The sequence below is a fragment of the Sporosarcina sp. P37 genome, assembly GCF_002109365.1.
Lineage (GTDB): Bacteria > Bacillota > Bacilli > Bacillales_A > Planococcaceae > Sporosarcina.
Genome location: NZ_CP015349.1, coordinates 816,787 through 840,897, shown reverse-complemented (window position 1 = coordinate 840,897; position 24,111 = coordinate 816,787). Strand labels below are relative to the sequence as shown.

General features: G+C 46.7%; 24 protein-coding genes. 12 read left to right on the top strand and 12 right to left on the bottom strand.

What is annotated here, in order from left to right:
• The first annotated feature begins 46 nt into the window (after positions 1–46).
• Both SporoP37_RS04475 and SporoP37_RS04470 read left to right on the top strand, forming a co-directional pair.
• A complete protein-coding gene (locus SporoP37_RS04475; protein ID WP_081242500.1) occupies positions 47–1,261 on the top strand; it encodes an NAD(P)/FAD-dependent oxidoreductase in 1,215 nt (404 codons plus the stop codon).
• A 221-nt stretch (positions 1,262–1,482) separates the two neighbouring features.
• Positions 1,483–1,809 carry a YuiB family protein gene (locus tag SporoP37_RS04470; RefSeq protein WP_081242499.1) on the top strand — a complete coding sequence of 109 codons (327 nt, stop codon included), beginning with the start codon at positions 1,483–1,485 and terminating at the stop codon, positions 1,807–1,809.
• A 465-nt stretch (positions 1,810–2,274) separates the two neighbouring features.
• On the opposite strand, the gene SporoP37_RS16855 is transcribed toward SporoP37_RS04470, so the two are convergent.
• Both SporoP37_RS16855 and SporoP37_RS04465 read right to left on the bottom strand, forming a co-directional pair.
• Entirely contained in the window at positions 2,275–2,535 is a 261-nt protein-coding gene (locus SporoP37_RS16855; RefSeq protein ID WP_232329803.1) for a hypothetical protein, read from the bottom strand.
• Positions 2,536–3,770: 1,235 nt separating this feature from the next.
• Entirely contained in the window at positions 3,771–4,247 is a 477-nt protein-coding gene (locus SporoP37_RS04465) for a divergent PAP2 family protein (RefSeq protein WP_081242498.1), read from the bottom strand.
• A gap of 156 nt (positions 4,248–4,403) precedes the next feature.
• Here SporoP37_RS04465 and SporoP37_RS04460 point away from each other — a divergent pair, with 156 nt between their 5' ends.
• Both SporoP37_RS04460 and SporoP37_RS04455 read left to right on the top strand, forming a co-directional pair.
• The gene (locus tag SporoP37_RS04460; protein ID WP_085430348.1) at positions 4,404–5,918 is read left to right on the top strand and encodes a leucyl aminopeptidase; all 1,515 of its coding nucleotides are present in this window, start codon (positions 4,404–4,406) and stop codon (positions 5,916–5,918) included.
• Between the two features lie 70 nt (positions 5,919–5,988).
• Positions 5,989–6,231, top strand: coding sequence for a hypothetical protein (locus SporoP37_RS04455; protein WP_081242496.1), 243 nt, complete (start codon positions 5,989–5,991; stop codon positions 6,229–6,231).
• A 19-nt stretch (positions 6,232–6,250) separates the two neighbouring features.
• Here SporoP37_RS04455 and mnhG read toward each other — a convergent pair whose 3' ends face one another.
• From mnhG to SporoP37_RS04420, 7 genes are read right to left on the bottom strand one after another with little or no spacing between them, the layout of a single operon-like run.
• A complete protein-coding gene (gene mnhG / locus SporoP37_RS04450) occupies positions 6,251–6,631 on the bottom strand; it encodes a monovalent cation/H(+) antiporter subunit G (RefSeq protein ID WP_085430347.1) in 381 nt (126 codons plus the stop codon).
• Positions 6,615–6,896 carry a Na(+)/H(+) antiporter subunit F1 gene (locus SporoP37_RS04445; protein WP_085430346.1) on the bottom strand — a complete coding sequence of 94 codons (282 nt, stop codon included), beginning with the start codon at positions 6,894–6,896 and terminating at the stop codon, positions 6,615–6,617. The genes mnhG and SporoP37_RS04445 overlap by 17 nt, the downstream gene beginning before the upstream one ends.
• Positions 6,893–7,375, bottom strand: coding sequence for a Na+/H+ antiporter subunit E (locus SporoP37_RS04440; RefSeq protein WP_081242493.1), 483 nt, complete (start codon positions 7,373–7,375; stop codon positions 6,893–6,895). The genes SporoP37_RS04445 and SporoP37_RS04440 overlap by 4 nt, the downstream gene beginning before the upstream one ends.
• A gap of 6 nt (positions 7,376–7,381) precedes the next feature.
• Positions 7,382–8,866 (bottom strand): Na+/H+ antiporter subunit D, encoded by a 1,485-nt coding sequence (locus SporoP37_RS04435; RefSeq protein ID WP_085430345.1) that lies wholly within the window; start codon positions 8,864–8,866, stop codon positions 7,382–7,384.
• The gene (locus tag SporoP37_RS04430) at positions 8,859–9,200 is read right to left on the bottom strand and encodes a Na(+)/H(+) antiporter subunit C (RefSeq protein WP_081242491.1); all 342 of its coding nucleotides are present in this window, start codon (positions 9,198–9,200) and stop codon (positions 8,859–8,861) included. The genes SporoP37_RS04435 and SporoP37_RS04430 overlap by 8 nt, the downstream gene beginning before the upstream one ends.
• The gene (locus SporoP37_RS04425) at positions 9,200–9,622 is read right to left on the bottom strand and encodes a Na(+)/H(+) antiporter subunit B (RefSeq protein WP_085430344.1); all 423 of its coding nucleotides are present in this window, start codon (positions 9,620–9,622) and stop codon (positions 9,200–9,202) included. The genes SporoP37_RS04430 and SporoP37_RS04425 overlap by 1 nt, the downstream gene beginning before the upstream one ends.
• On the bottom strand, positions 9,609–12,017 hold the full coding sequence (locus tag SporoP37_RS04420; protein WP_081242489.1) for a Na+/H+ antiporter subunit A: 2,409 nt from the start codon (positions 12,015–12,017) through the stop codon (positions 9,609–9,611). The genes SporoP37_RS04425 and SporoP37_RS04420 overlap by 14 nt, the downstream gene beginning before the upstream one ends.
• Positions 12,018–12,204: 187 nt before the next feature.
• Between SporoP37_RS04420 and SporoP37_RS04415 the strand changes: the two genes are divergently transcribed.
• Positions 12,205–12,777, top strand: a complete 573-nt coding sequence (locus tag SporoP37_RS04415) for a YufK family protein (RefSeq protein WP_085430343.1) — start codon at positions 12,205–12,207, stop codon at positions 12,775–12,777.
• 43 nt (positions 12,778–12,820) lie between these two features.
• Here SporoP37_RS04415 and SporoP37_RS04410 read toward each other — a convergent pair whose 3' ends face one another.
• The gene (locus tag SporoP37_RS04410) at positions 12,821–14,674 is read right to left on the bottom strand and encodes a transglycosylase domain-containing protein (protein WP_081242487.1); all 1,854 of its coding nucleotides are present in this window, start codon (positions 14,672–14,674) and stop codon (positions 12,821–12,823) included.
• A 121-nt stretch (positions 14,675–14,795) separates the two neighbouring features.
• Positions 14,796–16,037, bottom strand: coding sequence for an MFS transporter (locus SporoP37_RS04405; protein ID WP_081242486.1), 1,242 nt, complete (start codon positions 16,035–16,037; stop codon positions 14,796–14,798).
• A gap of 556 nt (positions 16,038–16,593) precedes the next feature.
• Here SporoP37_RS04405 and SporoP37_RS04400 point away from each other — a divergent pair.
• The 4 genes from SporoP37_RS04400 (at position 16,594) to yugI (ending at position 18,308) form a co-directional block, all read left to right on the top strand.
• Positions 16,594–17,184, top strand: coding sequence for a peptidylprolyl isomerase (locus SporoP37_RS04400; RefSeq protein ID WP_081242485.1), 591 nt, complete (start codon positions 16,594–16,596; stop codon positions 17,182–17,184).
• Positions 17,185–17,213: 29 nt separating this feature from the next.
• Positions 17,214–17,435, top strand: a complete 222-nt coding sequence (locus tag SporoP37_RS04395; protein WP_196796844.1) for a hypothetical protein — start codon at positions 17,214–17,216, stop codon at positions 17,433–17,435.
• A gap of 114 nt (positions 17,436–17,549) precedes the next feature.
• Positions 17,550–17,810, top strand: a complete 261-nt coding sequence (locus tag SporoP37_RS04390) for a DUF1871 family protein (RefSeq protein WP_196796843.1) — start codon at positions 17,550–17,552, stop codon at positions 17,808–17,810.
• 123 nt (positions 17,811–17,933) lie between these two features.
• On the top strand, positions 17,934–18,308 hold the full coding sequence (gene yugI / locus SporoP37_RS04385) for a S1 domain-containing post-transcriptional regulator GSP13 (protein ID WP_085430342.1): 375 nt from the start codon (positions 17,934–17,936) through the stop codon (positions 18,306–18,308).
• Positions 18,309–18,344: 36 nt separating this feature from the next.
• Here yugI and SporoP37_RS04380 read toward each other — a convergent pair whose 3' ends face one another.
• On the bottom strand, positions 18,345–19,646 hold the full coding sequence (locus tag SporoP37_RS04380; RefSeq protein WP_085430341.1) for an AAA-type ATPase lid domain-containing protein: 1,302 nt from the start codon (positions 19,644–19,646) through the stop codon (positions 18,345–18,347).
• Positions 19,647–19,823: 177 nt separating this feature from the next.
• Here SporoP37_RS04380 and pruA point away from each other — a divergent pair, with 177 nt between their 5' ends.
• From pruA to SporoP37_RS04365, 3 genes are all read left to right on the top strand, one after another.
• The gene (gene pruA, locus SporoP37_RS04375; protein ID WP_085430340.1) at positions 19,824–21,368 is read left to right on the top strand and encodes an L-glutamate gamma-semialdehyde dehydrogenase; all 1,545 of its coding nucleotides are present in this window, start codon (positions 19,824–19,826) and stop codon (positions 21,366–21,368) included.
• A gap of 33 nt (positions 21,369–21,401) precedes the next feature.
• On the top strand, positions 21,402–22,595 hold the full coding sequence (locus SporoP37_RS04370; RefSeq protein WP_081242480.1) for an ornithine--oxo-acid transaminase: 1,194 nt from the start codon (positions 21,402–21,404) through the stop codon (positions 22,593–22,595).
• Positions 22,596–22,734: 139 nt separating this feature from the next.
• Positions 22,735–23,979, top strand: a complete 1,245-nt coding sequence (locus tag SporoP37_RS04365) for a Glu/Leu/Phe/Val family dehydrogenase (protein WP_081242479.1) — start codon at positions 22,735–22,737, stop codon at positions 23,977–23,979.
• Positions 23,980–24,111: the final 132 nt, after the last annotated feature.

Below are 24,111 nucleotides of genomic sequence, written 5' to 3'. Positions count from 1 at the left end.
TACACGTACTCGGCATTTAATAAACTCAAAGGTGGTTTCGATTTACGTGAAAAGACCGACAATCTTAGTATTGGGAGCAGGTTACGGTGGCTTGATGACCGTTGTCAATTTACAAAAGTCATTAGGTGCAGATGAGGCGGACATCGTTCTCATCAATAAAAATGAGTATCATTATGAATCTACATGGCTGCACGAAGCGGCTGCAGGCACATTGACGCCAGAGCAGGTGCGCTATGATATCTCAAGTGTCATCAATAGTAATAAAGTAAAGTTCATCCAGGCAGAAGTTACTGGAATCGATGTGGCGACAAAGAGCGTAAAGACAAATCTTGGATCGCATACATACGATTATCTAGTAATCGGACTTGGTTTTGAAGGTGAAACATTCGGCATTCCAGGGTTGGACAAGTATGCACTTTCCATTGCAAACGTCAATGCTGCACGTCAAATCCGTGATCATATGGAATATCAATTTGCTACTTGGTCTACTGAAGAAGTCAAAGACGACAGCCGGTTGACAATTATCGTCGGCGGAGCAGGCTTCACAGGAATCGAGTATTTAGGTGAGCTTGGAGACCGTGTGCCAGAGCTATGTAAAGAATATGACGTACCTGCTAAAAAGGTGCGCATATTATGTGTAGAAGCCGCACCGATGGTTTTGCCGGGCTTTGATCCTGAACTAGTGGATTATGCAGTCCGCCAATTGGGCGCGAAAGGTGTAGAATTCTCTATCGGTACGCCGGTTGTAGAAGCAACTCCTGAGGGCGTCAAGATCAAAAAAGGTGAAGATGAATTTGAATTCATTAAAGCTGGTACAGTTGTATGGGCAGCGGGTGTCCGCGGAAACCGTTTAATCGAAGAATCAGGCATTGAAAACATGCGTGCACGAGTAAAAGTTGAAAAGGATATGCGTGCGCCAGGATTCGATGATGTATTCGTAGTCGGAGACTGTGCATTGATGATCAACGAAGCAATCAACCGGCCATATCCTCCAACTGCACAGATTGCTATGCAGCAAGGGGATATGATCGCAAATAACATCATCGCACTGATGAAGGGCAAGCCGACAGCGGAATTTGTACCGGATCTAAAAGGAAGTGTTTGCTCACTTGGCGATTCTGACGCTATCGGTGTCGTATTCGATAAAAAAGTGACAGGCGCAAAAGCGTCATTTATGAAAAAAATGATTGATAACCGCGCATTATTTATGATTGGCGGCCTAGGCTTAACGATCAAAAAAGGTAAATTCAACATTTTATAATGTCTTTGAAAAACGCTCGCTTCGGCGGGTGTTTTTTTATGCCTTCTACAATAATAGAAGTAAGTCAACTTTGGGAGCCTGCCTGGCGGGTAAATTCGGCTGTCAGATTTTAAGAATTCATGACAACTGCACAGAACGTCTGCGGTTCTCTGTCTTGTTCTATTGAAAGCTGTCGGGTCATCCTGTAAAATGTTGAAGTGATGAACTGGAGGTTAGCAGGCATGCAAACTATATCTGTAGCACAAGTTTTGCTATCGATCTTAATATTTATCGTTATGTTTTTCGGTATCGGCTTTTTAGTGAATATGCTGCTGCGCATGACGTGGCTTATGGCAATTGTGTATCCGATAATCGTAGTTTTCATTATTGATGATGTTCCGATGTATCAGTACATTACAAAGCCTGGATTTGCTTTCAGTGAGCTCGGGGCGAACATTATGTCGCTTCATGCAGTGGATATCGTAATCTTGGCGAGTGGCCTTGTCGGCGCAATTATCGCAGGCTTTGTCATGAAGGCGCTGCGCAGGATGGGGTATCAGATGTTTTGATGCGTTTTGTTATGTTTGGACATGAAAAAAACGGGGCTGTACAGGAAGTCGTAGCTTACGACGTCTTGTTACAGCTCCGTTTTTTTGTGCTGGGTCGTAGCTCGACTGGGTGTTGGGGTTTGTAATTAGTGAGTGTCAGCGTTTAGGACCCGCGCAGGCACGTGGGGGATTGCCTTACGTCATGAGCCAGCTGGCGATAGTGCGCCGCCAGTTGTCTCATGACTTCGGCTGACCCCGCAGTTGTGCCTGCGCTGCTGAGTGGAAGCAATCTAGGTTGTAGTTTAAAAGAGAAGAAGTTCAGTGACTGCTTGGTGACTGGTGTATGCATTGGCAAAGGACGTGTCATCTTCTGCTTACCCCTTACTGAACGGAGGCGCCTCCCAAGCGGTCGGCGAAGTGATGAGACAGCCAGGTGTACTTCCTGTCTGGCTCATTGCGTAGCCATCCGCCAGCGCCGCAGTGGGTTCAATACCGTTCTGTCTCTGTTTTGGGATCGTAGCTCGACTGTGTATCGGGGATTGAAGTAGCAAGCGTCAGCCCTTTGGACCCGCGCAGGCACGTGGGGGATTGCCTTACGTCATGAGCCAGCTGGCGATAGTGCGGCGCCAGTTGTCTCATGACTTCGGCTGACCCCGCAGTTGTGCCTGCGCTGCTGAGTGGAAGCAATCTAGGTTGTAGTTTAAAAGAGAAGAAGTTCAGTGACTGCTTGGTGACTGGTGTATGCATTGGCAAAAGACGTGTCATCTTCTGCTTACCCCTTACTGAACGGAGGCGCCTCCCAAGCGGTCGGCGAAGTGATGAGACAGCCAGGTGTACTTCCTGTCTGGCTCATTGCGTAGCCATCCGCCAGCGCCGCAGTGGGTTCAATGACGTTCTGTCTCTGTTTTGAGATCGTAGCTCGACTCGTTGTCGGGGATTGAAGTTAGCGAGTGTCCGCTGTTTGGACCCGCACAGGCACGTGGGGGATTGCCTTTCGTCATGAGCCAGCTGGCGAAGTACGCGCCAGTTGTCTCATGACTTCGGCCGACCCCGCAGTTGTGCCTGCGCTGCTGAGTGGGAGCAAGTCAGGTTACATTTTTAAAAGGGAAGAGGTGCAGTGACTGGTAGACGACTAGCGTATGCTTTGGCAAATGACGTGTCATGTTCTGCTTCCCCTAACTAAACGGAGGCGCCTTACAAGCGGTTGGCGAAGTGATGAGACAGCCAGGCGGTCTTCCTGTCTGGCTCATTGCGTAGCCATCCGCCAGCGCCGCAGTGGGTTCAATGCCGTTCTGTCTCTGTTTTGGGATCGTAGCTCGACTTTTTGTCGGGGATTGGAGTTAGCGAGTGTCTACTCTTTGGACCCGCGCAGGCACGTGGGGGATTGCCTTACGTCATGAGCCAGCTGGCGAAAGTGCGCGCCAGTTGTCTCATGACTTCGGCCGACCCCGCAGTTGTGCCTGCGCTGCTGAGTGGAAGTTATTCATGTACTCTTATAAAAGAGGAGGAGTGCAGTGACCCGTTGCCGACTGGCGTATGCTTTAGAAAATGACGTGTCATGTTCTGCTTCCCCCTAACTAAACGGAGGCGCCTTACAAGCGGTCGGCGAAGTGATGAGACAGCCAGGCGGTCTTCCTGTCTGGCTCATTGCGTAGCCATCCGCCAGCGCCGCAGTGAGTTCGATGCCGTCTTGCTTCTCTTACAACAATGACGGCAACTGGTGTATTACGTTTTCGATGCAAAAAGCAGAAAAACATCCGCACAGCACTTGCCCGTCACATTTCAAAAATCAGTAGCCTAAACGACATTCGCTCACTAAACGGAAGCCATCCGCCAGCGCCGCAGCGGGTTCAATGCCGTTTAGCTTCTATCATTACAATGACGTCGGCCTGTGTTATCATGACCCGAAATAAAAGCAGAACAACGCTTACGCAGCAGCAGCCAGTTACTTTTCTGAAACCAGAAACCGACGTGCTTTCCACTCACAAAATCACGGTATACGTAAAGATCGAGATAAGAATTCCTGTCAGGGCGCCGAAGAATACTTCGTTTGGTTTGTGGCCGAGCAAGGTTTTGAGTTCCTGAATTTTGGTTTCGTTGTCCTTCTTCGGCCAGCCTTTGATATCGTCGACGAACACTTGAAAATCAGACCGCATCTGGTTGATGATGACGGCCTGCTGTCCCGCCTGGTAGCGGATGCCGGTCGCGTCGAACATGACGATGACTGCGAAGATGGCAGAAACCGCAAACAAAGGGGAATCCAGACCGGCTTCAAACGCAATTGCAGTCGTCAGTGCGGTGACGGCTGCTGAGTGGGAGCTGGGCATGCCGCCAGTAGAAGTCATTAGACCGAAATCCAGTTTACGTGTCAATAAAAAATGAATCGGTATTTTTACGAATTGGGCAAATAGAATGGCGAACAGCGCTGCGAGGAGCGGTATGTTTTCAAAAATTGCCAAGTGATTCCACTCCGTTTCTGTCTTAGTTTAGCAATCAGTATACCATAATGATCAGCGAATCGTTGAGAAAACCAAACAATCCTTGTGGTTGGAAGTGCTAATCTGACTAGTCTATACTAGTAGGGGGAAACCGTAAAGAAAAGGGAGGATCAACAGATGATAAACGTAGAAACTGCATCCGCAATTGATCAAAAAGAAGTAGATGCACTTATTATCGGAGTGCCCGATCACCCGGAAAATGTAGAGGGCTTTGATCAGTTTGCCGAAGCATTCCATCCATCTCTTCCGGACTGGATTAAATCGCATGACGTTCAGCAGAAATTTAAAGCGATTACAAAAATGCCGGCATTATCGAAACAATCCTACAAGAGGGTCTACTTTGTAGGTGCAGGAAAGCAAAAGGAGCTTGCTGAGCAGCCGCTGCGCGAACTGTTTGCAGCAGTAGGCAAACAGCTGCACAAAGACCGTGTGCGCACTGTGAGCGTCTGGACAGCACCGTTCTGCAATGACGAAATCAGTTGCGATGACGTCGCATACTTGGCGTCGGAAGGCATTGGCATGGGTTCTTACGTCTATGAAGGGTTCCAGACATCCTCCAACGAAGCAGATGTGCCGCTCACTTCAGTTACTTTCATTACGGCGTCAGATGAGGAAAGTGTCAAAGCGGCAGGCGAAGTCGGTATGATTTATGCGCATGCAGTCAATGAAGCGCGGACACTTGTCAATGTGCCGCCGAATTTATTGACACCGGCTAAAATGGCAGATTATGCACGTGAATTGGCAGACAGCTATGATCTGGAAATCGATATTCTTGGCAAAGCGGAGATGGAAGAGCTAGGCATGGGCGCAATTCTTGCAGTAAACCAAGGTTCTGTGGAAGAGCCTCGGCTGATCGTGCTGAAATATCAGGCTACGGAACAGTGGGAAGATGTCATTGGGTTAGTCGGCAAGGGAATTACGTACGATACGGGCGGCTACTCACTGAAGCCCCGTGAAGGCATGGTCGGCATGAAAGGTGATATGGGTGGCGCTGCAGCCGTTCTGGGCGCTATGTGCATCATAGGAGAGTCCAGACCGAAAAAGAATGTCATTGCGGTCATCGCCTCTACTGATAACATGATTTCTGGAAATGCATTCAAGCCGGATGATGTCATCACCTCGCTCAGCGGCAAGACGATTGAAGTGCTGAATACAGATGCGGAAGGCCGTTTAGTGCTGGCTGATGCGGTGACATATGCGAAGCAGGCAGGTGCAGAGTATTTGATCGATGTAGCGACATTGACAGGCGGTGTCATTGTGGCGCTTGGCAATGACAAAACTGGCACACTGACAAATAATGATGAGTTCTATAAGCAATTCCAAGAGGCAGCGGAGGAAACAGGGGAGTTCATCTGGCGGCTGCCGTTAACGGAAAATGACCGTAAGCGGATTCGTAAAAGTGATGTGGCGGACTTGAACAACTCACCTGGGCGCGATGGCCATATGATTTTCGGCGGCGGCTTCGTTGGAGAATTTGTCGGCGATACACCTTGGATTCATTTAGACATTGCGGGCACTTCTGATGCGGCGAGTTCGCATGTGCTTGGTCCTAAGGGCGCGACAGGCGTGATGGTGCGTACATTGGCGACGTTTGTAGAGCGTCTGGCTGCTGAAACAGAAGAACAGGAATAATCACAGTTGGGCTCTTTCCCCAATCCACTTTTATCAGCGGGCATAGGATAAAGGGAAAGGGGGAGCTTGAATGACAAGAAACAGTTATAGAGGCGGTTACGGAGGCGGCCACAGAGGCGGTCACGGCGGTGGCTACGGGGGAGGTTTTGGATTCGGAGCGCCATTCCTTGGCGGATTAGTCGGAGGATTCCTCGGTAACGCGTTTTCGCCGGGCTACGGCTACGGTTACGGTGGCGGCTTTGGAGGATATTATCCGCCTTATTATAACTATCCGTATTACCCGCCTTACTATCCTTATTATCCATACTATTAAAAAAACCACGCAGAGAGGATCAATCCTCCTGCGTGGTTTTCTCTATTTCTTCGCGCTTCTTTTTTATCGCTTTCTTTAAATCATCCCCGACTGTTAACTTTGTCGGTTGAACTCCTGACATATAAGCAGCACGTGTCATCAAGTGACCGCCGATTGGAGAAGTGATGAATAAGAAGACGATACCGAGCAGCAGCTGAATACTGAAATGGCCTTCATTCCACCAAAAGTTGAAGAATACCCCGAGCAATAAACTCATGACACCGAGCGTGGCGCTTTTCGATGCAGCGTGCGCACGTGTATACACATCCGGCAGCCGTAAAATCCCTATGACGGTGACAATCGTAAACATGATTCCCACAGTAACTAGCAATATGATAATACTATCAGCGATCAGATCCACGTTCGATAATCTCTCCTCTCTCAATGAATTTAGAGAAGGACACCGTACCGATGAACGACATAATCGCAATCAGCAGAATTGCATCGATGAAGAAGGGTGTATCAAACAGGATGGACAGCAGTGCGATAGCGGAAATCAGCATGACACCAACCGCATCCAGTGCAACGAGCCGATCCGGAACAGAAGGCCCTTTCCATACACGATACAGCAATCCGAGCATAGACAAGATGACCAGCACGAGACAGACAGAATAAAACAGGTTCATCCCCGGCTCACCTCCATAATGGCTTTCTCGAATGTGTTTTTAATTGAGTCAATTGCTTCATCCACGTCATCTACATCAATGGCATGGATGTACAGTGTGCGCTGATCATCGGAAACATGAACAACGACCGTGCCGGGTGTTAATGTAATTAAACTTGATAACAGCGTAATTTCCCAATCTTGCTCAAGTTCAGTCGGCAACGCGAAGAACATTGGCTGCATCGTCGATAGGTCTGGTTTGATAACCAGCATCAGCACAGAAATATTCGACATGATCAGCTCCCGCAAAAAGATTGCGGTCAGTTTCAATGCAGACCAGATCCGCCAGACGTAAAGGCGGCTCCTGAAATAGCGGCGCGTCATGATAATCATCAACAACCCAATAATATACCCAATAATGAACGTAGAAGGTGTCAATGAACTTGTCATGAACATCCAAACGACTGCAATGAAGAAATTTAAAAGTATCTGAAAAGCCATTGACCTCTACTCCTTTAACACCGCATTTATATAGATTGACGGATCCGCCAGCACATCAGCAGCATCCTTCATATATGGCATGAGCCATTCCGCACCGACACCGTACGCCGCTGTGATGAGTACAAGCATGACTGCCGGCAGCATCATCTGACGGTATACGCGCTGATCCCGGGCTGGCAATACATGCTGCTGCGGGCCCCAAAAGGCATAAATGAAAATCCGTATAACAGACAGCAGCACAATCAGGCTCGAAGCCAAGACGATCACACTGCTGAACGCATGATCTGCTTCAAATGCGCCTTTTGCGATGAGCACCTTTCCGATAAATCCGCTTAACGGAGGAATGCCGGCAAGACCGAAAGCCGCAATTAAATACGTCCAGCCCAGCGTGCCGTGCGTCTTGATGAGACCGCCCATTTCACGCAAGTTCGATGTGCCGGTCACATAAATAATAATCCCGATCAACACGAACAGCGCACCTTTAATTAACATATCGTGAATCAAATAGTAGACGGCACCTTCCAGTCCTGCCGTGTTCATTTGAGCCACGCCAAACAGAATGACGCCTACTGCGATGATGATGTTGTAAATAATAATTTGTTTCAAATCGAAGTATGCAAGGGCACCGATACAGCCTGCAATGATTGTCAATATCGACAGAACGAGCAGGAATTGATGGGTGAACCCAATGTCATGAACGAAAAATAAAGTATAGGTCCGCGTGATCGCATAGACACCGACTTTTGTCAGCAGGGCACCAAATAATGCCAAGACAGGAATCGGCGGTGCAGCGTACGATCCGGGGAGCCAGAAATACAAAGGAAAGATTGCCCCTTTAATACCAAATACGATCAAAAACAAAATGGCGATGACGGAAATGATTCCCGGCTGATTGATTTCAGCAATCTTCACCGAAATGTCCGCCATGTTTAATGTTCCGACCACGGAATACAAATAAGCTACCGCGATGACGAAAATCGCAGATGAAATTACATTCACCAATATGTACTTGATGGATTCGCGCAGCTGTCTTTTTTCGCCGCCCAGTACGATAAGCAGGTACGACGCGATCAGCAGCACTTCGAAGAATACGAACATATTGAAAATATCCCCGGTCGTGAAAGCCCCGTTAATACCTGTAATCATGAACAGGATGGCAGGGTAGTAGAAAAAACGCTCTCTTTCTATGCCGATTGATGAAAAGCTGTACAAAACAACAAAGAACGTGATCAAAATCGTTGTTGTGACGAGCAGTGCGGAAAACATATCCGACACCATGGATATACCGAATGGTGCGGGCCAGCTTCCGAGCGTCACGGTTTGGATTCCTTCGGTCTTTATTGTCGCGACAAGCCAACAAGAAGCAACTAGACTGAGAGCCAATCCGATTAGTGTCAAAACTCTTTGGATGACCACATGCTCTTTGAAGAACATTAAAATCATCGCGAAAAAGAAAGGAATAATGATCGGAAATAAAAGAAGATTAATCATGTTCATCATTCCCTCTCAATTCATTCATATTATCTGTCTGGTGTACGGCGTACATACGATACGCCATGACGAGTATGACCGCTGTCACACCAAAACTGATGACAATCGCCGTTAAGATCAGCGCCTGAGGCAGTGGATCTGCGAAATCCGTTATACCGTCAATCAATACTGGAGGTGCTGAACCTCCAAGACCTCCCATTGTCAAAATGAGCAAATGGGCACCATGACTGAGCAGACCGGTACCTAAAATGACTTTCAATAAACTTCTTGAAAGGATCAAGTACACGGCCGCCGTAAACAGCACACCAATGAGAATGGATAAAATAAATTCCATCAGTCATCGCCTCCAATCGACTGGATTATCGTGATGGCGGAGCCGACCACTACCAAGTACACGCCGCTGTCAAAAAACATAGCGGTATGAAGGGAAGTCTTGCCAAATAACGGCAAATTGAAATCATCATATGCATGCGTAAAGAACGGCACATTGAAGAAAATTGATGCACCCGCCGTACTTAGAGCCAGCACAAGGCCGATTGCCGTAACGATCGTAAAGTTGAAAGGAAGAATTTGCTGGATCGTTTTCAAATCAAACGCGAGCAGCAGCAATACGATAGCACCTGTCGTCAGCAAGCCGCCGACAAATCCTCCCCCTGGTGCATAATGACCCACGAAAAAGATATGAACCGAGAACAGAAAGATGATGAAAAACACTACTTTTGTTGCGGTTTGTAAAATGACATCATTTGTTTTCATCAGTCGGCTCCTTTCTCGATACGCGCAGGCGAATCATGCCCAGTACCGCAATCCCTGCAATAGCGAGAACTGCAATTTCAAACAGCGTATCAAATCCACGGTAATCCACGAGAATGACGTTGACGATATTTCCGCCGCCGGCTTCTGTTGCGACCGTGTCTTTGTAGTACTGCGAAATCGAAGGGATTAATTTTTGTGAGTGGCTGGATAAGGCAACTAATGTCACCATCACACCCACGCTTAATGAAACAATCAGGTTGACGACTTTATGGCTTGCCGTCTCGCCGTGTGTTTGAAGTGCGGGCAAATGTTTAAATGCCAGCAAGAATAATGCAACAGACACGGTCTCAATCACAAGCTGTGTCAATGCCAGGTCAGGCGCTTTAAAGATCACAAAGAATAATGCGACGGAATAACCGACGCCGCCGAGCGCAATGATGGCGGCAAGACGTGACTTCGCAAATACGACGAAGCCGACTGATAGCAGCAGCACCAGTCCATTCAGCACGCCATACAACGTAATCGCTGCAAAACTGTTCATATCAACGATGAACGCATCTTTGATGAACAGCACCGCGATGATCGAAACAGACAGGAAAGCAAACATATATAATAAATACGTTCGGATTTTACCTGTCATATACAGACGGGAAACGCGGTTCATTCCTCTTTCACTTCCGCGCATTAACGCGTCATACCCTGCATTCAGCGACAGCCTGTCCGGCTGGATACGATAGAACGGCTGCCATTTTGGAATAGTCAGATATAACAGTGTGCCGAATACGATGACACCTACCGTAAGCCATAAGCCAACTGAACCAAAACCATGCCATGCCTTCACGTGAATATCGACAGCAGACGGGCTGGCGTACAATGTAGGCTGAACCGCCATGACGGCCGGTTTAATAATCCATTTGCCGACCAGATTCGGTATGAAGAAAATAATGATAACCAGGCTTGCCAGGATCATCGGAGCTGCCAGCATACCAATCGGTGCTTCGTGAGGCTGCTTCGGCAATTGCTCGAATTTCTTCTGTCCGATAAATGTTTTCAAAACAAAATACAGACTGTACGTAAACGTGAAGACGCTTGCAATCCAAGCGACAATCGGGAAAAGGATTCCCCAAGTATCAAAGTTGTACAGTTCAAAGTGTTGAAGTGCTGCCATAGATTCCAAAAACATTTCTTTACTGAGGAATCCGTTGAATGGAGGCAGGCCGGCCATTGACAATGAACCGATCAATGCAACCGTAAAACTTATCGGCATAATACTCATCAGCCCGCCAAGCTTCCGGATATCTCGGGTACCGGTTTCATGGTCGATGATACCTGCAATCATGAAGAGACCGCCCTTAAATGTCGCATGGTTAATCAAATGGAAAATCGCTGCATATGTCGCAAAACTGAATATGGCTGCAGTCGTATGATAAGAAATAGCGCCTGCACCAAGGAGCGACATAATCAGCCCCAATTGACTGACTGTTGAAAATGCTAAAATCGCTTTCAAATCGGTTTGCTTTACTGCAAAGAATGATCCCCAGAACAGCGTCAGCAACCCGATTCCTGTGACGAGCCAGATCCAGACGGACGATGACCCGAAAATTGGCGTGAAACGTGCAACCAAATAGATACCCGCCTTAACCATCGTGGCGGAGTGTAAATACGCACTGACCGGTGTGGGCGCTTCCATGGCATCCGGAAGCCAAATATAGAACGGGAACTGTGCTGACTTGGTGAACGCGCCTAACAAGATTAATACTAACGCCAGCATAAAGTAGGGCTGATTTGCAAGTTCAGGAGCCTGGGCGATTAATTCCCGGATAGAGAATGTTCCCCCCATAATATTAAGTAAAATAAAGCCCCCGAGCATCATCAATCCGCCGAACACGGTAATCATCATCGACTTCAGCGCACCAAAGCGTGATTTGTCTTTTGTATACCAGAAGCCGATCAATAAGAAGGATGAAATAGATGTTAACTCCCAGAACAAATAGAGTGTCATCGTATTGTCCGACTGAACAACCCCAAGCATAGCGGTCATGAAAATCAGCAGGTAAACATAAAAGCTTCCAAGATTCTCTTTTTTACTGTCCATGTAAAACACAGAATACAATACGACCAGTGAGCCGATTCCGGTAATCAATAGTGTAAACAATAAACTGAGACCATCTATGTATGATGTAAATACAATACCAAGCGAAGGAATCCATTGCAGTTCAGAAATAGCATGACCGCCATCCATCACCAATGGCAAGAAGCCGGCGTAATAGCCAAACAGCACCAGCGGGACGAGTAAAACGAACCAACCCGTATGTATTCCTTTGATTCTTTTATATGCCAAAGGAACAAATAACGCGAAGATTACAGGTAAAAAAATCAATAACACGAATTCCAAGAGAATCCTCCTTCCGTACATGTTCTTTCATCGTAAAAGTAAATGGTGCATGTTATATGCGTGGGCGTATTTGTTAGTATAGCGTAAAACATTTCAAATTGCATAGCCGACAGTTGACCAATTATTGCTTTATTCGACTTCCTTCTTATATTATTAGGAGGGTGAAAAAATATTTTTGAGGTGCAGTATGAACAATCCATATTTATTCAGTTACTTGCCATTCGTCAGCGTTGTCCTGTTCAGTCTGACGTTCGGTGTGTACAGTGTCGGTGAGACTTTGATTTTCTTTAAAGAAATCGGTCTGTACCAGGGAATGCGCGAGTTTTTATCCGATCTGCAATTACGGATTTTCTTATTAACAATGTATACACTGTTATTCTTTATGGTCATCGCGGCTTTAAAATTGATTGCTGTTACGATTCACGAGACGGCGTTACTGTTTTTCCTGAAAGAAGAGGCGGATGCTTCTTACAGCGCATCGAAGTCGGGTGCCTTAATTTACTTCATCGGGGCATTGGTTTCATTAGCCGGTATTCAATCATGGAAAGCGCTGGTGCTGATCTTCAGCGTCACCACATTTATCTACTTCGTCTACGTCATATATACATTAAGTCCGTTCATGCCGCTGACACATACTGTCGGATTAATTTTCTTCCAAATCATTATCTGGAGTGTTTTGCTCGCGGGGCTTATTTATATCGTGTTCCGTCTGTATAATGGAGTGCTTGCGAGCATTCCGCTGGCCAATCCGACTACGTAATATGAAAAGCCGTGCTGATCCGGTTAACGGACCTGCAAGGCTTTTATGGTCTCATCGTGGAAGAAAAGGCGCGAAGATGAATTTTCTGGTCACGCAGACGCGGAATCGGTTTCGGCCGGTCATAGCCAATCCATACCGCAGAAGTATAGCGGTCGTTCATGCCGACTGCCCACAAGTCTTTGAATGAATCTGTCGTGCCGGTTTTTGCTCCAGTATAACCAGTAGTATGTGCAATTCCTTCACCAGTGCCGTTGAGCACGACTTCCTGCATAAGTGACCGGATACTGCTGACGGTGGAAGGGGACCAGACCGCCTTTGTCGTATCCTTCCATTTATAAAGCACTTCCCCTGTAGAGTCTTTCACTGAACGGATAGCGCGGGGAGGTATGTACATTCCGTCAATAAAGCCGGTAGCCGCACCCGCCAGTTCAAGCGGTGTAACGCCTTTTGAAAAACCGCCAAGAGCGGCAGGATAAGTGCGGTCCGCTTCGACAAAGTGCCGGAAGTGGAAGGGTTCCAGATGAGCAAATGCCGTATCGATGCCTACACGCTGCAATAGGCGGACAGCCGTTGTGTTATAACTGTTGCGAAAGGCTTCCCGCACAGAAGTGGTGCCAAATTGATAATTGCCAAAGTTCGTTGGGCAATAGCCGCCTATGCAAATGTTGCTGCTGTTGACCGGTGTGTCGGCGTGATAAGGGCCACTTTCAAAGAACGGGGCGTAGACAAGGAACGGCTTAATCGCGGACCCGGGTTGCCGCACTGCCTGATAGGCGCGGTTGAAATCGGTTTTCTTATAGCCAGAACCGGCATACAGACTGATGATTTCCCGCATTTCATTATCGATGACAGCCGCTCCGGCCTGCACGCCGCCGGTTCCAATCAGTGCATTCAGCCGATTTTCATCATGCTGCTGCTTCGAGGGATCCAGTGCGGTTTCAATCGTCACGCCTTTGCTGATGACATCGCGCGTGCGTCTATTAATTTCATTCTGCCAGCGCTGCCGCTCTTCAGGTGTCCGGGCTTTTTGCATAGAGGCATCCAGTCCCTCCGTCTGCGCAATGAGTTCTTTCAATTCTTCCAATACGTATGAGCTGTACATCGGATAAAATTGTTCTTTTTTCTTGACGTGTAAAGTAATCGGCAGCTGACGGTATTCTTCAAATTGCTCAGGCGTGATCACCTGCTGGTCCGTCAGCACCCGAAGGAGCCGTACTTGGCGTTCTTTCGTTTTATCGAAATGCTTGATTGGATTATAGAGCGACGGATTATTCGGAATCGCCGCCAAAAATGCAATTTCTGCCTCATTCAGCTTTTCTAACGGGCGGCTGAAATAATAGGTTGCCGCTCCGCCAATTCCGTATACTTGATTGCCGAAATACATTTCATTCAAATACATTTCCAAAATCTCGTCCTTCGTCGACTGTTTTTCCAGTTCTGCAGCGAGAAACAGTTCTTTGAATTTACGTTCATATGTTTTTTCGGTCGATAAATAACGCAGACGCACGACTTGCTGAGTGATGGTAGAAGCGCCTTGCCTTTTATCATCCGCGGCTGCGTTGACTGTAAACGCACGAATAATGGCGGCGATATCATAACCGCGGTGTTCATAAAACGTCCGGTCTTCACTTTTTAAAAATAGTTGACGAGTGAAGAACGTCATATCTTGCAAGTCAATCGGCCGCCGCCATTCAACATATTCTTCCGCAAAAAGCTTACCGTTGCGGTCTTTCATCTGTATAGGCGACCGCATGACGGGGACGTCCAGTTTCACTGCATCGCGGATAGACGCCTGCAGTGTTTCTGTCTGTACAGTCTCGGCCTGAATCTGATTTTGAATAAATACTAACAGTGGAACGCAAGCAAGTGTAATCACCAAGCCGACTATTTGTTTCAACTAAGCAGCCTCCCATCCATCGCACGTTAATGATACTTTAGAAAAATATAACATATATCGGCAGCCATCGTTTGGATCATTGCATGAAAAAGCCCCGCAAACTTTGTTTACGGGGTCAATCTTATATGTGCTGATCTGCTTCAACTTGCCGGTCTTCCAGAAAATGCTCGAAGTCCTGTGTGGGCCGGCGTATCGCCAGCGTTAACAATAAATAACCGATCATAAACAGTACACCGGTCACGATGAACACCGAAGGAATACCGATATACCCGCTGACAATCCCGCCGAAAATCGGTCCTACAATATTCCCAAGAAACCGGAAGCTGGTGTTATAACCCATCACTTCTCCCTGCACTTCAAGAGGTGCCTCCCGGCGGACAAGTGCTGTAGTAATCGGAATCATGCCGCCTGTCGAGATACCGAACAGGAACCGCAGCAGAACCAATTGCCATAAAGAAGATACAAATGCCTGCGGGATAATAAAGACAAATGACATGATAAGTAAAATACCAAGTACTTTTTCGTAGCCAATATCATCACCGATTTTCCCCCAGTATCTGGCGAATAATAAGTTTCCAAGACCGGTTGCGCTGAACGTTAATCCTGCCAGGAACGCCACATTGGTCATCGCATGTGTCAAATCCGCTACATAGAGCGACAGAAGCGGCTGAATACTGAAGTTCCCGACTTGTATCAATGTTGTAATGATCATGACGTTAAACATCAGACGGTGCTTGAATAATCCGCCTATTATTACCTTCCTGGAATACTTTACGACTTTGCGTGCTTTCACACGTGTTTCCTCTTTTATCCCAATCAATACAATGAGTGCCGCGATCACAACAGACACGGAGGTAATGATAAATGTATATTCAAAACCGAAGCTGTCTGCCATCAGTCCGCCCAGCACCGGCCCGAACAGCATACCTGCGACACCGCCCATCTGCAGCGTGCCAAGCATCTTACCAGCCTCATCCCGGGGTGTCTGCGATGAAATAAAAGCAAGTGAAGTCGGCAGAAAACCGGATACAAGGCCATTCAACAGCCGTAAAACAAAAAAGACTTCCACTGAATCGACGAATCCCATCAAGAATACAGAAGTCGCAATCCCGAAGCCGTTAATTAATAAAATGGGCTTAAATCCATAACGGTCCGCAAAACGCCCCCAAATAGGTGACATAATCAGCGCGGTAATAAATGTGGCCCCGAAAATCAGACCCGCCCATTTCTGGACATATGCCTCTGAATAATCTCCGAACGTATCAATATATAACGAAAGGAAAGGCATAATCATTGTCATCGTCCCTGCAACCAGGAAGTTGGTCACCCAGATGATAATAAAATTTTTCTTATGCCGACTCAAAATCGGCCACCTTCCTTCTGTAGAACAGTAATTGGTTATTAGTATAAAACAATTCGCCGGGCGAAGGAAACATAGTGCCTACACCTGCAGTCAGAGTCAATTGATGTACACAGGATGAAATTACTTGTAATGCCAGAACTCATTGAAGTTATTGACGCTTATTTACTCTTGAAGTGTATGAGTGCGATCAAGATCTAGAAACGCTGGGGGGCGGGGGAGCGCGCAATGACGCAATGAGCGGTTACAGCTCGTCATAGAGCGCTTCAGCGCAGAGTGTGAGCGGTTACGGATCGCGATAGGGCGGCTGGCGATGAACATTGAGCGGTTACACATGAACTATGAGCGCTTATACGAATTAATGAGCGAACCCGCCCTGCTTCCACTAATGATCAACGCTTTTTCCCCTCAGCGCCGCGCTTTATCCCTTCCTAAAACATATTGTCAACTAACTGTCACAGTTACAATTATCGAATTTTCCAGCCATATATGATAGACTGTTTCCATATACAAAACATGCACCAAAACGAACAGGCACGCAAATCAGAGGAGGAATATCATGTATCCACAATTATCGACTGAAGTAGCAGAGAACGAAGCACTTGTTGTGATGAACACGACAATGGGGCCGATCAAAATAAAGCTCTTTAAAGAGCATGCGCCGAAGACGGTTGAAAATTTCCTGACACACGCTGAAAACGACTATTATAACGGAATTATTTTCCACCGTGTTATTCCTGAATTCATGATTCAAGGCGGAGACCCGACTGGAACAGGTATGGGCGGAGAGAGTATCTACGGAAATACATTCCAGGATGAATTCACAATGAACTTGTTCAACTTGCGCGGCGCACTGTCCATGGCAAATGCAGGCCCGAACACAAATGGAAGCCAGTTCTTTATTGTACAGGCATCTTCACTTGGAGGCGCTACTGCAGCCCAATTGAAAAAAGGCGGCTGGCCGGATGAGATTGCTGATGCATATGAAGAAAACGGCGGAACACCTCACTTAGATCAGAAGCACACAGTCTTTGGACAGGTAGTGGAAGGCATGGACGTTGTCGACAGCATCGCCAATACAAAATGCGGCCGCGACAACAAGCCGAAAGAAGATATCAAAATCGAATCAATTGAAATTATTCAAAAGTAATCGTATTTGATTCATAGGAGGAAACTATCATGGACTTCGTTCTATTGATGCCGTTTCTTTATTTTCCTGAAGATAAGTCAGAATACATTCCAGCAGCTATCTCTTTCGTCATCTTTATGACACTGATGCTGATCGTATTTCGTTGGATCATTAAGAAGTCCAAGCGGCAGGAAGAAGAAACGAAAGAGCTGGAACAGCGTATTTTGCGTGAACGTCGGCAGAACGCCAATCAAGAACATCCCGTCGATTGACCGGGATGTTCTTTTTTATTGGCCCGGCTGACACGTAACGCGAATAACAGTTTTCTTTTTTCTTATGGATGGCTGTGCTATGATAAAAAGAAAACACAAATAAGGTGACGAATCGTGCAAACCATAGAAATGAACAGAAAAGCTGTTTTACTGCTGAAGCAATGGAATCCGTTCGGGGCAGGGGAAGACGCATATGACACAGAAATAGCAGAAGTAGTGGCGGCACTTGACCGGATTGACCACCCGGCAGACTTAGCCAAATGCATTCGTAATGTCTATGAGCATACCTATGAAATTTGGATACCTTTAGAGAAATGCATGGATATTTCCTATAAGCTAATGGCAGTTAAATATGAAGCCAAACATATTGTATAACTCAGAATGTACACCGCTATTCATTTGAATGGTGGTTTTTTGTTCAAATTCCTGAAATATGGTATACTATGAAGCGGCCAGAATGGCAGAATAGATACTACTTTAGATTGGGAGCTGTTATGCATGTCTCACAAATTTGCAGTAGGAGATGAGCTGACCGGGAAAGTAACCGGAATACAGCCGTACGGTGCGTTTGTATCACTGGATGCTTCAACGCAAGGGTTAGTGCACATCTCTGAAATCACGTATGGATTCGTAAAAGATATTCATGATTTTTTGGAAGTAGGGCAGGAAGTCCGCGTCAAAGTATTGGATGTAGACGATGAAGCAAGTAAAATCAGTTTATCGATTCGTGCGTTGCAAGAACCGCCCAGTTCCTATTTGAATCATAACCGTTCCCGTCAGTCACTGCAGGAGCGCGTGGATCAGCAGGACAAAGATGGTTTTAACTCATTAAAGGATAAGTTACAGGACTGGATCGAGCAAGCCGGACATTAAAAACACACGGAAGCATTTTGCCGCTTTCGTGTGTTTTTATTCTCTCAGCTTTTTTAGACGGTATTGTAAGTTTTGCCTGCTCATCCCAAGAGAACTTGCGGTTTTGGTGATATTATCATTATGCAGTTTCATCGCTTTTTGAAGATAATACCGTTCCGCCTCCCGCAAATATTGATCGAGCGGCGGAAGCGCAGCATTGCTGTTTACAATGAAATCGCCCGGCTGCAGCGCTTCATTTGACGCAGCCTCCGCCTTCTGCCTGAATTGGGCAGGCAGCATCCCGATTGTCAATGTCTCTTCTGTTGTCCGGATAGACGACACTTCGTCAAGCAGCAATGCAAGCTCCCGCAGATTTCCGGGCCAGCTGTATGAACAAAACAGCTCCTTCACTTCTTCATCAATTTGCATAAGCCCCGCTCCGAGTGATTCCTTCTTGCGGCTCAGATAGGCATCCGCAAATGGAATAATATCTTCAGTCCGCTTGCGCAGCGGGGGGATCCGTATCGTGAACGATGCAAAAAAATAATATAATTCCTTCAGTAATGCGCCCGAAGAAATGAGCTCCACCGGATCGTCTCCAATACTGGCAATAAACTGGTGAGAGGAAGTTTGCTGCAAGACATATAACAATGCTCTTTGCAGCGGAATCGGCAATCCGTCGATCCGTTCACAGAATAATGTCATCGGAGGCTCATCCTGCAAGGTTTGTTCAAGTTGCTGCAGATTGTCTGTATCTGCATGAAGGCAATGAAAAGTGCGGAAAACCTGTTCCTCGGCGGACGCATCATAATGTATTGCTTCAGCGAGCTGGTCTTTGCCGACTCCTGTTTCACCGATTAAGAGCACAGGCAATTTGGCTGAAGCTGCTTTTTCTGCAGTGGAAATTACTGATTTCATAGCAGCAGAATGTGCAATCAGCTGATTGAATGTCACGGGTGCCTGCGTTTTGCGCAGCGGCTGCAGCACGAATTTTTCTAGTGCTGTAATATCCTGTGCAAACTCGATCGCTCCGACTAGCTGCTGTTTGTGATAAACAGGATACGTGTCATTCGTCGTTGTAATTTCCGTCTTTTTTGTGTTCCAATACGTTTGCTTTACGCGAAGCTGGGGTTCACCGCTTTGCAGCACTTTTAGCAGCGTACTTTCATTTTTATCAAAATTGAACAACTCAACAAACGAATGATCTTTTATATCCTCAAGATTTAGCCCTTCAATTTCTTTCATTTTACGATTATAAATGATCGTCCGCCCTGAATCATCGACGGCGTGTATCCCGATATTTGCATGATCGACGGCAAACTGATTGCATATGTGCAGTAATCTATCTTGGGCATTCATGTTGTACACCTTCCTAACGTATTCCTAATAGCGTACCCGTTACTAAATTAGCAGAATATGAAAAAAATTCTTCAAATCACTTGCAAAGCGCCATGTTTTCTTGCATCATTATAAATGTAAACGCTATCAAACGCAAATATATTTTGCGCCCTAATTAAAAGGAGGATTTGATTCCAAATGATTCCATACAAACATGAACCTTTTACAGATTTTACGGTTGAAGAAAATCGCAAAGCATACGAGCAGGGATTTAAGACGGTGGAAGGCTACTTGGGTGAAGACTACCCGTTAATTATCGGTGGAGAACGCATCATGACCGATCAGAAGCTTGCGTCCAGCAACCCTTCAAATAAAAAAGAAATTATCGGGAATGTTTCGCAGGCGAGCCGCGGCTTAGCTGAGCAAGCGATGACTGTTGCGAATGAAACATTTGAGACGTGGAGAAAAGTAAAGCCTGAATTCCGTGCGGATGTGCTGTTTAAAGCCGCAGCAATCGTCAGACGCCGTAAATTTGAGTTTTCCGCGTTGCTTACGAAAGAAGCCGGCAAGCCGTGGAATGAAGCGGATGCTGACGTGGCGGAAGGAATCGATTTCTTGGAATATTACGGCAGACAGATGCTTACATTGAAAGATGGCATGAAAGTCGAGAGCAGACCGGGTGAATACAACCGATTCGATTATATTCCGCTTGGTGTAGGGGTAGTCATCTCACCATGGAACTTTGCATTTGCGATCATGGCGGGCACAACAGTTGGAGCACTTGTTACAGGTAACACGGTACTACTGAAACCGGCGTCCACCGCTACAGTGGTTGCGTATAAATTTATTGAAGTGCTGGAAGAGGCCGGCTTACCGGCAGGTGTTGTCAACTATATCCCAGGATCAGGTTCCGAAATCGGAGACTATCTGGTCGATCATAAAGATACCCGCTTTATATCATTTACAGGATCCCGTGAGGTAGGTACGCGCATTTTTGAACGTGCGGCGAAAGTTCATGACGGGCAAATTTGGCTGAAACGTGTAATTGCGGAAATGGGCGGAAAAGATACGATTGTCGTCGATAACGAAGCAGATCTGGAACTGGCTGCCCAATCTATCGTAAAATCGGCATTTGGTTTCAGCGGTCAGAAATGTTCAGCATGTTCCCGCGCAATTATTCACGAAGAGGTCTACGATGAAGTGGTAAAACGCGTAGAAGAATTAACGAAGGCGTTCCACTGGGGAGATCCCGCCGATAGCAAAAATCTTGCCGGACCGGTTATCGATCAGGCGGCATACGATAAAATTATGGACTATATTGAGATAGGCAAGAAAGAAGGCCGTTTGATTGCCGGCGGAACCGGTGACGATTCCAAAGGTTATTTTGTAGCACCGACTGTATTTGCAGATGTGGATCCGGCAGCGCGCATTTCTCAGGAAGAAATATTCGGGCCGGTTGTGGCGCTTTCAAAAGCTTCCTCGTTTACCGAAGCGATTGAATTTGCCAATGACACGGACTATGGCTTGACGGGCGCGGTCATTACGAACAACCGCCGCCACATTGAACAGGCACGCGAGGACTTCCACGTTGGGAATTTGTATTTCAACAGGGGATGTACAGGGGCAATCGTAGGCTATCAGCCATTTGGCGGTTTCAATATGTCAGGTACAGATTCCAAAGCTGGCGGTCCGGATTACTTGCAGCTGCATATGCAGGGGAAAACAACTTCAGAAATGCTGTGAACCGGTCTAGAGAATGTGGAGGAGTGAATGAATATGACAAAAACGACTGCGATTATTGATCAAACAGAAAAATACGGCGCGAATAACTATCATCCGCTTCCAATTGTAATTTCAGAAGCGGAAGGTGTGTGGGTAAAAGATCCGGAAGGCACGAAATATATGGATATGCTGGCGGCGTATTCCGCTGTGAATCAGGGCCACCGTCATCCGGCGATTATTCAGGCGTTAAAAGATCAGGCGGACAGAGTTACGCTGACTTCGCGCGCGTTCCATAATGATCAGCTGGGCCCATGGTACGAAAAGATGGCAAAGCTCTCGGGAAAAAACATGGTGCTGCCTATGAATACCGGAGCGGAAGCCGTGGAGACTGCGTTAAAAGCAGCCAGACGCTGGGCGTATGACGTAAAAGGCGTAGCGGGCAATCATGCGGAGATTATTGCATGCGTCGGAAACTTCCACGGCCGTACGCTTGGCGCAATTTCATTATCATCCGATCCGGAATATAAAAAAGGGTTCGGTCCATTGCTTCCGGGAATTAAATTGGTTGAATACGGCGATATTGAAGCGTTGAAAGCGGCTATTACTGCCAATACTGCGGCGTTTCTGATTGAACCGATCCAAGGTGAGGCGGGGATTGTCATTCCGCCCGAAGGCTTTATGAAAGAAGCTTCCGAGCTTTGTAAAAAAGAAAACATTCTATTCATTGCAGATGAAATCCAGGCAGGTCTGTGCCGTACGGGAAAAATGTTTGCATGTGACTATGATGATGTTACGCCTGATATGTATATTTTAGGTAAAGCACTTGGCGGCGGCGTATTTCCTATTTCCTGTGTACTGGCAAATGATGACATACTGGGCGTATTCAACCCAGGTTCACATGGTTCAACATTCGGCGGGAATCCAATGGCGTGCGCAGTATCCATCGCAGCAATTGATGTATTGGAGCAGGAAGAACTGGCGAAAAAGTCGGAAGAACTGGGAAATTACTTCATGTCTGAACTGCAGAAACTATCCCATCCTGCCATTAAAGAAGTGCGGGGCCGGGGGCTGTTCATTGGTATGGAGCTGTCAGAAGGCGCACGTCCTTATTGTGAGCAGCTGAAAGAACTCGGTTTGCTGTGCAAAGAAACGCATGACACAGTGATTCGATTTGCCCCGCCGCTGATCATTACAAAAGAGGAGTTAGACTGGGCGCTAGAAAAGATTCGCACAGTATTTGCCGCATAAAACAGGTTCTCATGCCCGATCTTTTTTGCGCGAAAGATAAATTCAGAAAAGGTTTGGAATTGATGGGTGGATGTTTCGGTCAGCCCGTGTTATAATGTGTGCGTGAAAGACAATACCAAACAAAGAGGCGAACCATACAATGACAGAAAACCTGAATCTATTTACGTCTACGCAAGTTGTTATCAAAGAAGCACTTGAAAAGCTAGGCTATGATGAAGGAATGTATGAACTACTGAAAGAACCACTTCGTATGGTGGAAGTACGTATTCCTGTCCGAATGGATGACGGGAAAGTAAAAGTATTTACCGGATACCGCGGACAGCACAATGATGCAGTCGGCCCTACAAAAGGCGGCGTCCGTTATCACCCCGGCGTTAACGCTGATGAAGTGAAGGCGCTTTCTATGTGGATGACACTGAAAGCAGGAATTGTGGACTTGCCATACGGCGGCGGTAAAGGCGGCATCATCTGTGATCCGCGTGAAATGTCCATGGGCGAATTAGAACGTTTAAGCCGCGGCTACGTGCGTGCGTTAAGTCAAGTCATGGGACCGGCAAAAGACATTCCGGCACCTGACGTGTTCACGAACTCCCAGATCATGGCATGGATGATGGATGAATACAGTAAAATCGATGAATTTAACTCTCCAGGTTTCATTACGGGGAAACCGGTTGTGCTCGGCGGTTCTCACGGACGTGACCGTGCGACAGCTGAAGGGGTAACGATTATTATCAATGAAGCGGCAAAGCGCCGTAATATTGATATGAAAGGCGCTCGTGTAATCGTACAAGGATTCGGTAACGCAGGCAGTTTCCTTTCTAAGTTCTTACATGATGCAGGAGCAAAAGTTATCGGTATTTCCGATGCATACGGCGCGCTTCATGATCCGGATGGCTTAGACATTGACTATCTGCTTGATCGTCGTGACAGCTTCGGGACCGTCACTACTTTATTCGACAATACGCTGACAAACGCGGAATTGCTCGAAATGGAATGTGATATTCTGGTGCCGGCTGCAATCGAAAATCAGATCACTGAAAAGAATGCGCATAACATTAAAGCAAACATTGTAGTAGAAGCGGCGAATGGCCCGACTACTTCTGAAGCGACAAAAATCCTGACAGATCGCGGTATTTTGCTTGTGCCTGACGTGCTGGCAAGTGCAGGCGGCGTAACAGTATCGTATTTTGAATGGGTACAAAATAATATGGGGTACTACTGGTCTGAAGAAGAAGTACGTGAGAAAATGACGGAAAAGATGGTTACGGCATTTGAAAACGTATATAATGTGGCAACTACGCGCAATATTGACATGCGTCTGGCTGCATATATGATCGGTGTACGCAAAACAGCGGAAGCAAGCCGTTTCCGTGGCTGGGTTTAATACTAATTAAAAGAGCTTTCCCGGAAGTCATTATGAAACGACTTCCGGTGAGGGCTCTTTTTTATTTCAATATGTATTGGGGGATCGCATGCAAACGGTGTTTTCCCGAAATGTACCCTGCTGGAGCCGCAA